This window comes from Pseudomonas sp. 3B-A001-10F (assembly GCF_056313565.1).
On sequence record NZ_JBQYFW010000010.1, the window covers coordinates 174,271 to 186,818 of the forward strand.

Annotated in this window: 10 protein-coding genes; 6 read left to right on the forward strand and 4 right to left on the reverse strand. The window is 59.6% G+C overall.

Annotated elements, in window-relative coordinates; all coding sequences use genetic code 11:
• Positions 1–116 precede the first annotated feature (116 nt).
• From mdtD to yccS, 4 genes are all read left to right on the forward strand, one after another.
• Positions 117–1,544 (forward strand): multidrug transporter subunit MdtD, encoded by a 1,428-nt coding sequence (gene mdtD / locus AC0ZWN_RS12520; protein WP_093429880.1) that lies wholly within the window; start codon positions 117–119, stop codon positions 1,542–1,544.
• Between the two features lie 80 nt (positions 1,545–1,624).
• A complete protein-coding gene (gene dbpA / locus AC0ZWN_RS12525) occupies positions 1,625–3,010 on the forward strand; it encodes an ATP-dependent RNA helicase DbpA (RefSeq protein WP_093429879.1) in 1,386 nt (461 codons plus the stop codon).
• Between the two features lie 131 nt (positions 3,011–3,141).
• Entirely contained in the window at positions 3,142–4,320 is a 1,179-nt protein-coding gene (locus AC0ZWN_RS12530) for a BaiN/RdsA family NAD(P)/FAD-dependent oxidoreductase (protein ID WP_476335243.1), read from the forward strand.
• Positions 4,321–4,550: 230 nt separating this feature from the next.
• Complete coding sequence (yccS, locus tag AC0ZWN_RS12535; RefSeq protein ID WP_150729904.1) at positions 4,551–6,743, forward strand: YccS family putative transporter; 2,193 nt, start codon at positions 4,551–4,553, stop codon at positions 6,741–6,743.
• 122 nt (positions 6,744–6,865) lie between these two features.
• Here the strand turns inward: yccS and AC0ZWN_RS12540 are convergent, their stop codons facing one another.
• A complete protein-coding gene (locus AC0ZWN_RS12540) occupies positions 6,866–7,603 on the reverse strand; it encodes a substrate-binding periplasmic protein (protein WP_093429876.1) in 738 nt (245 codons plus the stop codon).
• A 255-nt stretch (positions 7,604–7,858) separates the two neighbouring features.
• Between AC0ZWN_RS12540 and AC0ZWN_RS12545 the strand changes: the two genes are divergently transcribed.
• Positions 7,859–8,311 (forward strand): GNAT family N-acetyltransferase, encoded by a 453-nt coding sequence (locus AC0ZWN_RS12545; RefSeq protein WP_034153611.1) that lies wholly within the window; start codon positions 7,859–7,861, stop codon positions 8,309–8,311.
• A gap of 217 nt (positions 8,312–8,528) precedes the next feature.
• Here the strand turns inward: AC0ZWN_RS12545 and AC0ZWN_RS12550 are convergent, their stop codons facing one another.
• The 3 genes from AC0ZWN_RS12550 to AC0ZWN_RS12560 are packed head-to-tail and all read right to left on the reverse strand — an operon-like array spanning position 8,529 to position 11,511.
• Positions 8,529–8,825 (reverse strand): winged helix-turn-helix domain-containing protein, encoded by a 297-nt coding sequence (locus AC0ZWN_RS12550; RefSeq protein WP_008081019.1) that lies wholly within the window; start codon positions 8,823–8,825, stop codon positions 8,529–8,531.
• A gap of 24 nt (positions 8,826–8,849) precedes the next feature.
• Positions 8,850–9,344, reverse strand: a complete 495-nt coding sequence (locus tag AC0ZWN_RS12555) for a M48 metallopeptidase family protein (RefSeq protein WP_034153713.1) — start codon at positions 9,342–9,344, stop codon at positions 8,850–8,852.
• A gap of 43 nt (positions 9,345–9,387) precedes the next feature.
• Positions 9,388–11,511, reverse strand: coding sequence for a putative bifunctional diguanylate cyclase/phosphodiesterase (locus tag AC0ZWN_RS12560; RefSeq protein WP_476335244.1), 2,124 nt, complete (start codon positions 11,509–11,511; stop codon positions 9,388–9,390).
• Positions 11,512–11,832: 321 nt separating this feature from the next.
• Here AC0ZWN_RS12560 and AC0ZWN_RS12565 point away from each other — a divergent pair, with 321 nt between their 5' ends.
• Positions 11,833–12,501 (forward strand): polysaccharide lyase family 7 protein, encoded by a 669-nt coding sequence (locus AC0ZWN_RS12565; RefSeq protein ID WP_476335245.1) that lies wholly within the window; start codon positions 11,833–11,835, stop codon positions 12,499–12,501.
• Positions 12,502–12,548 lie beyond the last annotated feature (47 nt).

Sequence of the window (12,548 nt, forward strand, 5' to 3'; positions counted from 1 at the left end):
GCAGGGGACGCTCTGCGTCCCAGCCAAAAGCGGACGCGGAGCGTCCGTGGAGGCATTCCCACACAGAGCGTGGGAACGATCATGGATATGCATTAACTCCAACGACAAGAGGTCCCATGCCCAACCGCCCGCCTCTCGACGCCATCACCGCACGCTGGTTGCCGTGGGTCGTCGCCATTGCGTTCTTCATGCAGTCCCTCGACGGGACCATCCTCAACACCGCCCTGCCGGCCATGGCTCGCGATCTCGCCGAAGATCCGCTGCGCATGCAAGGCGTGATCATCGCCTACATGCTCACCGTGGCCTTGCTGATACCGGCCTCAGGCTGGATCGCCGACCGTTTCGGCACCAAGAAAATTTTCTTCGGCGCGATCTTGTTGTTCAGCTTCGGCTCGCTGCTCTGTGCCTTGTCGAGCAGTCTGAGCATGCTGGTCGGCGCCCGGGTGATTCAGGGCCTAGGCGGTGCGCTGATGCTACCGGTCGGGCGACTCGTCGTACTGCGCGCCTATCCGCGATCCGAACTGGTGCGGATCATGGGCTTCATCACCATCCCCGGCCTGCTCGGCCCGTTGATCGGCCCGACCATGGGCGGCTGGATGGTCGAGTACCTGACGTGGCACTGGATCTTCCTGATCAACCTGCCGGTCGGCGTGATCGGTTGCTACGCCGTGTGGAAATTCATTCCCGACCTGCGCGGCACCGAGCGCACGCGTTTCGATAGTCTGGGTTTCCTGCTGTTCGGCGCGGCGATGATCCTGATCACCATCGCCATGGAAGGCCTTGGCGAACTGCACTTGCCGCATCTGCGCGTGATGTTGCTGCTGTTCGCCGGTCTGGCGTGTCTGGCGGCGTACTGGTTGCGCGCCGGGCACATCGAAAACCCGCTGTTCGCGCCATCGCTGTTCAAGACCCGCACGTTTGCCGTCGGCATTCTCGGAAACCTGTTCGCCCGCCTGGGCAGCGGCGCATTGCCATTTCTGGTGCCGTTGCTGCTGCAAGTGGCGCTGGGCTATTCACCGTCGCAAGCGGGGATGAGCATGCTGCCACTGGCGGCGGCGGCAATGTTTGCCAAGTGGATGGCACGGCCGCTGATTGAGCGGCTCGGTTATCGCATCGTGCTCACCGGCAACACCCTGGCACTGGGGATCATGCTGGCGAGCATGGGCCTGGTCAGCGAGCAGACGCCGTATTGGTTGTTGCTGTGTCTGCTGGCGATTCTCGGCGCGATCAACTCGCTGCAATTCACCGCGATGAACACCGTGACGCTGATCGATCTCGACGATGCCAGCGCCAGCAGTGGCAACAGTTTGCTCTCGGTGGTGGCGCAGTTGTCATTGAGTCTGGGCGTTGCCTGCGCCGGCGCGTTGCTCGGCGGGTTTACCGCAGAGATCGGTAACGATGGCGTGGAGACCGTGCTCGGCGCGTTCCAGCTGACCTTCGTCACCGTCGGGATCATGGCGATGCTGGCCGCGACGATCTTCTCGCAACTGTCGAAAGAAGACGGCCGCCGCGCCAAACGTCCGGAAGAACACATCGAACATTAACCACTGTTCGTCCAGAACTTTCGAAGAAAGTGGCACGGGGCTGCTACACTGCGCGACATTTTGTTTTGCAGGCCAGTCCCGTGACCACCATCGCCACCGCTTTTAATACTCTGCCGCTGTCCGCCGCCATGCTGGCTAACCTCGAATCCCTCGGTTATGCCCAGATGACGCCGATCCAGGCGCAGAGCTTGCCGGTGATTCTCAAGGGGATGGACCTGATCGCTCAGGCCAAGACCGGCAGCGGCAAGACCGCCGCGTTCGGCATCGGCCTGCTCAACCCGATCAACCCGCGCTATTTCGGTTGCCAGGCGCTGGTGATCTGCCCGACGCGCGAGCTGGCCGACCAGGTTGCCAAGGAAGTCCGTCGTCTGGCCCGTGCCGAAGACAACATCAAAGTCCTGACCCTGTGCGGCGGCGTGTCGTTCGGCCCGCAGATCGCTTCGCTGGAACACGGCGCGCACATCATCGTCGGCACCCCGGGGCGTATTCAGCAGCACCTGCGCAAGGGTTCGCTGGTCCTCGACGGCCTGAACACTTTGATCCTCGACGAAGCCGACCGCATGCTCGACATGGGCTTCTACGACGCCATCGAAGACATCATCGTCAAAACCCCGGAGCGCCGTCAGACCCTGCTGTTCTCTGCGACTTACCCGGTGGGCATCAAGCAACTGGCGTCGAAGTTCATGCGTGATCCGCAAACGGTGAAAGCCGAAGCGTTCCACGATGACACGCAGATTGAGCAGCGTTTCTACGAGATTTCCCCGGAAGATCGTATGAGCGTGGTGACCAAAGTCCTGCACCACTTCCGTCCGGCGTCCTGCGTGGCGTTCTGCTTCACCAAGCAGCAAGTGCAGGAAACCGTCGATCACCTGACCGCCAAAGGCATTTCCGCCGTCGGCCTGCATGGCGATCTGGAACAGCGTGACCGCGATCAGGTGCTGGCGATGTTCGCCAACCGCAGTACCTCGGTACTGGTTGCCACCGACGTCGCCGCCCGTGGCCTGGACATCGATGCGCTGGACATGGTGATCAACGTCGAACTGGCGCGCGATTCGGAAATCCACATTCACCGCGTTGGCCGTACCGGTCGCGCTGGCGAGAAAGGCATCGCGATCAGCCTGGTTGCACCGGGCGAAGCGCACCGCGCGCAAGCCATCGAACAACTGCAGAAATCGCCGCTGAACTGGGATCAGGTCGATAACCTCAAGTCCCAGGGCCTCGCCCCGCTGCAACCGCCGATGACCACCCTGTGCATCGGTGCTGGCCGTAAAGACAAAGTGCGTCCGGGCGACATTCTGGGTGCACTGACTGGCGATGCCGGCATTCCCGGTGCGCAGGTTGGCAAGATCGCGATTTTCGACTTCCAGGCTTATGTAGCCGTTGACCGCACCGTGGCCATGCAGGCCTTGCAGCGTTTGAACGACGGCAAGATCAAAGGCCGTTCGCTGCGCGTCCGCATCCTCTGACCTGATCGTTCCCACGCTCTGCGTGGGAATGCATCCCGTGACGCTCCGCGTCACATAACAACGGACGCAGAGCGTCCATGGCGGCATTCCCACGCAGAGCGTGGGAACGATCATTGTGTGAGGACACCGTTTTGCGCTCTACCGAAGTCGTGATCATTGGCGCAGGCGCCGCTGGGTTGATGTGTGCACTGACCGCCGCCGGGCGTGGGCGTCAGGTGTTGCTGCTCGACCACGCGAACAAGGCCGGCAAGAAAATCCTGATGTCGGGCGGTGGCCGCTGCAATTTCACCAACATGTACACCGAGCCGAGCAATTTCCTCTCGCAGAACCCGCATTTCTGCAAATCGGCACTGGCGCGTTACACCCAGTGGGATTTCATCGGCATGGTCGGTAAGCACGCGGTGCCGTATCACGAGAAAAAACTCGGCCAGTTGTTCTGCGATAACAAATCCAGCGACATCCTCGAAATGCTCCTGACCGAGTGCGATCAGGTCGGCGTCGAGTTGCATCTGGACACCTCGATCCAGACCATCGAGAAGGTCGAAAGCGGTTACCTGCTCGACACCACACTGGGCCAGATCCAGTGCCAGTCGCTGGTGATCGCCACCGGCGGTCTGTCGATCCCGACGCTGGGCGCCACCGGTTTCGGTTATCAAGTAGCCAAACAGTTCGGCCATGAACTGCTGCCGACCCGCGCCGGGCTGGTGCCGTTCACCATCACCGATCAACTCAAGGAACTGTGCACCGAGCTGTCCGGCACTTCGGTGGATTGTCTGGTCAGCTGCAACGATCAGAGCTTTCGCGAGAATATTCTGTTCACTCACCGTGGCCTCAGCGGCCCGGCGATTTTGCAGATTTCATCGTTCTGGGAATCCGGCGACACGCTTGAGATCAACCTGCTGCCGGATCACGACGCGGCGAGTTGGTTGCAGCAGCAAGTGGCCGAGCGTCCGAACAGTGAATTGAAAACCCTGCTCGGTGAAATCTTCACCAAGAAGATGGCCAATCTGTTGGCGGATAACTGGTTCGTGTCCAAGCCGATGAAGCAGTACACCCACGCGGAAATCGCGGAAATCGCCGACAAGCTGGGCAGCTGGAAAGTGGTGCCGGCGGGGACTGAGGGTTATCGCACGGCCGAGGTAACACTCGGTGGCGTCGATACCCGCGAAGTCTCCTCCAAGACCATGGAATCGCTGAAAAGCCCCGGCCTGTACTTCATCGGCGAAGTGCTCGACGTCACCGGGCATCTGGGCGGTTTCAACTTCCAGTGGGCCTGGGCCTCGGGCTACGCCGCCGCGCAATACGCCTGATTCAAGGCCAAATACAAAACCCTGTAGGAGTGAGCCTGCTCGCGATAGCGGTGAATCAGTCGATGAATGCATTGGCTGACACACCGCTATCGCGAGCAGGCTCACTCCTACAGTTGTTATGTGTGATGCAGTAAGGAACACTTTTTGCTGTCAGATGTGATCGGCGCCATTGCGTCGGCGTCATTACTGGCTCAATTTAGCGGCATCGCCTCGGAAGGCCCTCGCACTTCATGTCCTCGACCTCGTTTCGTCAGTCTTTGCGGCGCCTGTGGGCGCTGGATAAATTCAGCTACAGCGTGCGGGTGTTCATCGCCCTGACCGGCAGCATGGCGCTGTGTTGGTATCAGGATGAAATGGGCCTGCTGATCCCGTTATTCCTGGGGATTATCGCCAGCGCCCTGGCCGAAACCGACGACAGTTGGCAGGGCCGCCTCAATGCCCTCGCCGTGACACTGGTGTGTTTCAGCATCGCCGCGCTGTCGGTCGAATTACTCTTCCCCTACCCCATCGTGTTTGCAATTGCTTTGGCGCTGGCCAGTTTCGGCCTGACCATGCTCGGTGCGCTCGGCGAGCGCTATGGCGCGATTGCTTCGGCGACGCTGATTCTGTCGGTCTACACGATGATCGGCGTTGATCAGCGCGGCGGCGCGGTCACCGATTTCTGGCACGAACCGATGCTGCTGGTCGCCGGCGCCGCGTGGTACGGCTTGCTCTCGGTGGTGTGGCAGGCGCTGTTTTCCAACCAGCCGGTGCAGCAGAGTCTGGCGCGGTTGTTCCGTGAACTGGGTTTTTACCTGAAGCTGAAATCGTCGCTGTTCGAGCCGATCCGGCAGATGGATGTCGAAGCCCGGCGGCTGGAACTGGCCCAGCAAAACGGTCGCGTGGTGGCGGCGCTGAACAGTGCCAAGGAAATCATCCTGCACCGCGTCGGCAACGGCCGCCCCGGATCGAAAGTCAGCCGTTACCTGAAACTGTACTTCCTCGCTCAGGACATCCACGAACGCGCGAGTTCTTCGCACTATCCGTACAACGCACTGGCCGAAGCGTTCTTCCACAGCGACGTGCTGTTCCGCTGCCAACGCCTGTTGCGCCAGCAAGGCAAGGCCTGCCGCGCTCTGGCCGAATCGATCCAGATGCGCCAACCATTTATTTATGACGCGAGTTTCGCCGAAGCCCTCAGCGACCTCGACGCCTCCCTTGAACACCTGCGCATCCAGAGCAATCCGGCCTGGCGCGGATTGCTGCGCTCACTGCGCGCACTGGCGGCCAACCTCGGCACCCTCGACCGTTTGCTCAGCGACGCGAGCAACCCCGACGCCTTGGCCGACGCGACCGACAGCAGCCTGCTCGACCGTTCGCCGCGCAACCTCAAAGACGTCTGGGTGCGCCTGCGCACGCAACTGACGCCGACGTCTCTGCTGTTCCGGCATGCCCTGCGCCTGCCATTGGCGCTGAGTATCGGTTACGGCATGGTGCATTTGATTCACCCGTCGCAGGGTTACTGGATCATCCTCACCACGCTGTTCGTCTGCCAGCCGAACTACGGCGCGACGCGGCGCAAACTCGGTCAGCGGATTTTCGGTACCGCCATCGGCCTGACCGTGGCGTGGGCGCTGTTCGATCTGTTCCCGAGTCCGTTGGTGCAGTCGTGTTTCGCCATCGCTGCCGGCGTGGTGTTCTTTACCAACCGCACCACCCGCTACACCCTGGCGACAGCGGCGATCACCATCATGGTGCTGTTCTGCTTCAATCAGGTCGGCGACGGTTACGGACTGTTCCTGCCACGGTTGTTCGATACCTTGCTCGGCAGCCTGATTGCCGGCCTGACGGTATTCCTGTTCCTGCCGGACTGGCAGGGCCGACGCCTGAACAAAGTGCTGGCCAACACCCTGACCTGCAACAGCATCTACCTGCGCCAGATCATGCAGCAATACGCCGCTGGCAAGAGTGATGACCTCGCCTATCGGCTGGCCCGGCGCAACGCGCACAACGCCGATGCGGCGCTGTCGACAACGCTGGCGAACATGCTCATGGAGCCGGGGCATTTCCGTAAGGAAGCCGATGTCGGTTTCCGCTTTCTGGTGCTGTCGCACACGTTGTTGAGTTATCTGTCAGGGCTGGGCGCGCATCGCGAGACGCAGTTGCCGGCGGATGTGCGCGAGCATTTGATTGATGGCGCCGGGGTGAAACTGGCGACGAGTATTGATGAAATCGCCCAAGGGCTGGCCAACAAGCAGCCGGTGGCGATTCAGAGTGATGAAGAAGAAGCGCTGGCCAATGAGCTGGAGCAGATGGCCGATGAGATCGATGAGGGGCAGCGGTTGGTGCAGACGCAACTGGCGTTGATCTGCCGGCAGTTGGGGCCGTTGCGGACGTTGGCGGCACATCTCATCAAGGACACCAGTGAGGTTAGCGCTGGCTGACAGGATGCCTTCGCGAGCAGGCTCGCTCCCACAGTGAATGTGTGCACGACACAAACCCCATGTGGGAGCGAGCCTGCTCGCGAAGAGGCCATCAGACACCCAGCAAATTCAGGATCAGAAACTCACATCCCATGCTGTCTCAACAACTTGTCATAACTCCCATCCGCCTTCATCGCCGCAATCGCCTTATCAAACCCCGCGACAATCTGCTCATGCTGCGGATTCTTCAGGCTCACCAATATATGCAGGCTGTTCTCACTCAACGGCTTGGGTAAAAACTCCACCGAATTGCGCACCTTGGCGGATTCCCGCGCCAGGTAATACTTTGCCACATACTCATCTTCCAGCGTCAGCTTGACCCGATCCGCCGCGAGCATGCGCACGGCCATGGCGAAGTTGTGCACAGGGACTTTCTGCAACGCCGTGTCGGCATCGAACGGCGCCGAATAGGCGTAGCCGCGCACCACCGCAATCGGATAGGTGTGCAGTTGCTGCAGATTGGAATAGTCGAGTGGCGTGTCTTTGCGCTTGAGAAAGCGAATGCGGTTGAGCAGGTATTCCCCGGAAAATTGCCCGAGCCTGGTCCGCTCGTCGTTGTACCAGGCGTTGACCAGCACATCGTAACGGCCCTCCCCCACGCCAAGCAGCGCCCGTGCCCACGGCACCTGCTCGTAACCGCTGGCATAACCGGCTCTGGACAGCGCGGTGCTGACAATGTCGGTGGCCAGGCCGCCGTTGACCAGCGTGTCGTCGGTAAAGGGTGGCCAGATATCAAACACCAGCCGCAGCTTATCCGCTGCAGCGGTCTGAGCCAGCAAGAGCAATCCGATCAAAGCAAAGGCTCGATGCAAACGCGGCATGCTTGAAAATCCTTAGCGGGCAAGTTGCCCAGCATGTTTTCAGCCAAAACCCCAAGGCCCCTTACCGGCAAAACCCAGGCCCTAACATTAGCTCATTGCAGCCAATGCACAGGGCTCTCCAGCAGATTACACAAAGTCACCGAGGCTGCGAGAAAGGAATGATGGCATTTTGACCTTTGTCACAGACTCTTACGCCATACAGACATCTTTGCCACAGGCGCTTAGTATCGGGCGACACGTTCAAGGAATCGGCAAATGACAATCGAATGGGTCTGCAAACATCACAGTGATCTGGGCAAGGAACAGCTATACGCGCTGTTGAAGCTGCGCTCGGACGTGTTCGTCGTCGAGCAGAAATGCGCCTATCCGGACCTCGACGGCCAGGATCTGGAAGGCGACACCTATCACCTGATGGGTTGGGAAGATGATCAGTTGATGGCGTATCTGCGCCTGCTCGATCCGGAATCCCAGGGTGGTGACGTGGTGATCGGCCGCGTGATTACCGCACCGCAAGGGCGCGGCAAAGGGCTGGGGCACGAAATGATGGAGCAAGCACTGAAACAGGCCGAGAAGCATTGGCCGCAGGTGCCGATCTATCTGTCGGCGCAGGCGCATTTGCAGGGGTATTACGGTCGGTACGGGTTTGTGGTGGCGGGTGAAGAGTATCTGGAGGATGACATTCCACACATTGGGATGCGTCGTGCCTGAACAGCCCTCACCCTAGCCCTCCCGAAACGTCGGACCGCCCATAGGGAGAGGGGACTGACCGAGTTGTCTTGCGTCAGACATCGACCTGAAAAACCGCGTCGATTATGGATTCACAGCAATTCGTTCGCGTCGGCGTATCTCTCCAATATCCCCCAATCGGCTCCCTCTCCCTCCGGGAGAGGGCTGGGCGGGCGGCGTTCCGATGAGGGGCTCTTTTTCAGGGATACTCCAGAACTGCCTTGATCTGCCGCAAATTACGCTCGATCCACCCGCGATCAATCGCCCCCCACTCGCGAATCCGATAGCGCCCGGCGTGATTACGCGCGCCCTCTTCCTGCTCAAATTCACAGACGATATCCAGATCGGCCAACGCGGCAATCGTGTCCTGCGCCGTGCGCCGGGGCATGCCGGTCACGTCGGTCAGCGTCGGCACGCTCGGGGCCAGACCGCTGTCGATCAGGTACGCCACATACAAGCGGCGGTAGAAACTGCTTTTGGTCTTGCTGACGTCCATCCACACCTTCCTGGTTGCGTACTGTTAAGCCTGCATATCGCGCCACGTCAGATACACACGCAGATCAAACTCGACCTGGTGATACCCCGGCAGCATGTGCTCGCACAATTTATAGAACGCCTTGTTGTGATCCGACTCCTTGAAGTGCGCCAGTTCATGCACGACGATCATTTTCAGAAAGTCCGGCGCGGCGTCTTTGAACAACGAGGCGATACGAATCTCTTTCTTGGCCTTGAGCTTGCCGCCCTGCACCCGTGAAACCGTGGTGTGCAGACCCAGAGCGCGGTGGGTCAGGTCGAGGCGGTTGTCGAACAGCACCTTGTCGATGGCCGGGGCGTTGCGCAGGTACTCCTGCTTCAGGTCCAGCGCGTAGCTGTACAAAGCCTTGTCGCTCTGCACGTCGTGTCGCCCCGAATAGCGTTGATTCAGGTATTCACCCAGACGCCCTTCGGCAATCAGCTGGCGCACCTGGTCCTGCAATTGCGCGGGATAGGCCTGGAGGTACTTCAACACAGTCATGGACGGGCGACACGGTTCGAAAAGGTGCGCCAGTGTAGCGAATTCAACCGGGCAGCGCGCTCCAGTCAAACGGTTCGGCGAAGCTGACCGCATCCTCGGCCATCAGCGGCCGCGCGACGAGGAAACCCTGCACGTATTCGCAGCCATGGGCTTGCAGCCATTGGTATTGCTCGATGGTTTCCACCCCCTCGGCAATCACCAGCAAACCGTATTGTTTGCACAGACTGATCACCGTACTGACCAGCGAGGCGTCGCGTTTGGAGTCCGGCAACCGCGCAATAAGATGGCGATCAAGCTTGAGGGTATCCAGCTCCAGATCACGCAGATGCGCCAGCGAACACGGCCCGGAACCGAAGTCATCCAGCGCCACCCGCACGCCCAGATTGCGCAGCAACCGCAGTTGTTTGCGGGTTTCGTCGGGATTCTGCATCAGCGCTTCTTCGGTGACCTCGACCTCCAGTTGCCGAGGCTGCAAGGCATGTCGTTCCATCACCTGACGCAACTCGGTGACCAGATTCGGCAGGCTGAACTGGGTGTTGCTCAAACTCACACCGAGCACCAGATCTTCGGCAAACAGGGTTTCCCAGGCTTTGCGCTGACCGGCACCACGATGATAAATCCAGCTGCCGAGGCGGCTGATCAGCCGCGCCTCCTCCAGCAATGGCAAAAACAACCCCGGCGGCACATCGCCAACGCTCGGATGCTGCCAACGCAACAAGGCTTCGAAGCCACGAATCTGGCCCGTGTCGATGGCCACTTGCGGCTGATACACCAAGTTGAAATCGCGATTCTCGATGGCGGCACGCACGCTCTCTTCGAGCATCAACCGCGAGCGCGCCCGGCCGTTCATTTCATGATCGTAGAAACGATATTGTTGGCGCCCGGCGCGCTTGGCTTCGTACATGGCGATGTCGGAGGCACGCAGCAACCCGTCAAGGTCCGAGCCGCAGTCCGGGTAAGTGGCGATGCCGATGCTGGCGCCTAGAGCGATGTCCAACCCTTCAATCTGCTGACAGATCGACACCCGTTCGATGAGTTTTTCGGCAATCTTCGCCGCTTGCTCGGGAAACTCCAGATCCAGCAGCGCGGTAAATTCATCGCCGCCCATGCGCGCAAGAATGTCGAACGGCCGCAGACATGCCTTCAATTGCTCGGAGACCCAGCGCAACACCCGGTCGCCGGCATCGTGACCGAGGGAATCGTTGACCCGTTTGAAGCCATCAAGGTCCAGATACAGCAACACCCAACTGCTGTCGCTGCGCTCACCACGCAACAGCAGGTTTTCAACAGTCTGGTAAAAGCCGCGCCGGTTGAGCAAACCGGTCAGTGGATCGGTCACCGCTTGAAATTCGAGCTGCTGGTGCAAGTGGCGCACCACCGACATGTCCAGCACGGTCACCACCATCGCGTGTTGCTCGGCAGGCAACGCCGCACAGGACAGCGCCACAGGCACCTGCTGACCCGGCGCAGTACGCAGCAAGGCATCGTGCAGCCTTAACGTCTCGGCACGCTTGTAGCTGGCATAAAACTCGGAATCGGCCCACAGCGGAATGTGCGGCTTCTGTAGAAAATCGAGAAACTCTTTACCTTCCAGCTCCTTCACCGGCGCATTCAACAACCGCGAAATCGCCGGATTGGCAAAGCGGATCAAACCGTCCTCGCCCACCACCAGAATGCCTTCTGCGGCGTTATCCAGCACCGACGCATTGAAAGCACGCGCCACTTCCAGGTCATGACTCAGGCGCTGCAAGGCGCGGCGATTGCGCTGGTGTTCCAGCAACGCCTGCACTTTGGGCTTGAGGATCTGCGGGTCGAACGGTTTGAACAGGTAATCCACCGCGCCACTGGCATAGCCCTTGATCACGGCGTCCTGGGATTGCTCGTTGGCAGTCAAAAAGATAATCGGCGTCAGGCGCGTGCGCTGGCTGCCGCGCATCAGGCGCGCCACTTCAAAGCCGTCCATGCCCGGCATTTGCACATCCAGCAGCACCAGATCGACGTCGTGCGAGAGCAGAATATTGAGCGCTTCGAATCCGGAGGCTGCGGTGAGGACGTGCCAATCCTGGCGCTGCAGCAACGCGCGCATGCTGATCAGATTTTCAGGGTAATCATCAACGATCAAAAGGACAGAGCTGCCTTCACCTGGCGGGGGTTGCGCGCATTCCATGCTGCTTCTCTTGTCGGGACTTTCGGGCGGTTTCCGGTAAAAACCGCACACATACTGAGCCTTCACTCTAGTACTGGATCCAAGAAAGCAGAAGCTGTCATCAGGCCATCATTTAACCAAAGCGTGAGTTTGCCGACTAACGGTCACCGCTGAAGCCCCCGGAAACCGGCAGAGATGGCATTTCGACAGGATGTTGACGTCAATCATCTGCCAAACGGGCGTTAACAAATTTTCCCTCTACGCTTATAAAGGCCGCCCCAAAACGTGCGGGCTAGAGCTTCTGGCACGTACGTGCAGTGAAACTTGAGTGGAAGAACCGACATGATCGATCTCGCAACCTGGAACCTCAGCGTTCCCGTTGGCAGCCCGCCATACACCGTCGAAACCTCAAAACTGGTGAACGGCTTCAAAGATCAGTACTTCCATTCCGACACCGGCACCTTGTTCTTCTGGTCACCGGTTACCGGGTCAAAAACCGAAAACGCCATCTACCCGCGCACCGAACTGCGTGAAACCTACAGCAACGGCAGCCTGCGCAACTGGTATTACCCGGATGCCGACAACCTGCTGCGCGCGACGGTAACGGTGAACAAAGTACCGAGCTCCGGCAAGATCGTCATCGGCCAGATTCATGCTTATGAAAGCCAGAAGCCGATGGTCAAACTTGAGTATCAGTACAAGACAAAAACCGAAACCGGCAACCTGGTGATCAAGGTGCGCATGCACCCCGATGACGACGAAAGCCGCGTCATTACCCTTGCGACCGGGGTCAAACTGGATCGCGAATTCAACTACCTCATTCACCTCAGTCCTGGCGGTGCACTGGGTGTGAGTGCGGCGGGTTATCAGTGGGACTCACAGATCAGTGCGACGTGGCGCAACAAGCCGCTGTATTTCAAGGCTGGGGTTTATGTGCAGGACAACACCGGGTACACCAGCGAAGGTGGCCAAGTGACCTTCTCCAAACTCGACATTGATCACGATAAATAACCCAAACCCCACTGCAGGATCTGCCGAAGGCTCGGGCCGCGATCGGA

What these genes read in the sequence shown, in the direction of transcription:
- yccS (WP_150729904.1), top strand. Translation starts at nt 4,551, where the DNA reads ATGTCCTCGACCTCGTTTCGTCAGTCTTTGCGGCGCCTGTGGGCGCTG.
- AC0ZWN_RS12550 (WP_008081019.1), bottom strand. Translation starts at nt 8,825, where the DNA reads ATGGACGTCAGCAAGACCAAAAGCAGTTTCTACCGCCGCTTGTATGTG.
- AC0ZWN_RS12560 (WP_476335244.1), bottom strand. Translation starts at nt 11,511, where the DNA reads ATGGAATGCGCGCAACCCCCGCCAGGTGAAGGCAGCTCTGTCCTTTTG.
- AC0ZWN_RS12545 (WP_034153611.1), top strand. Translation starts at nt 7,859, where the DNA reads ATGACAATCGAATGGGTCTGCAAACATCACAGTGATCTGGGCAAGGAA.
- mdtD (WP_093429880.1), top strand. Translation starts at nt 117, where the DNA reads ATGCCCAACCGCCCGCCTCTCGACGCCATCACCGCACGCTGGTTGCCG.
- AC0ZWN_RS12555 (WP_034153713.1), bottom strand. Translation starts at nt 9,344, where the DNA reads ATGACTGTGTTGAAGTACCTCCAGGCCTATCCCGCGCAATTGCAGGAC.
- AC0ZWN_RS12565 (WP_476335245.1), top strand. Translation starts at nt 11,833, where the DNA reads ATGATCGATCTCGCAACCTGGAACCTCAGCGTTCCCGTTGGCAGCCCG.
- AC0ZWN_RS12540 (WP_093429876.1), bottom strand. Translation starts at nt 7,603, where the DNA reads ATGCCGCGTTTGCATCGAGCCTTTGCTTTGATCGGATTGCTCTTGCTG.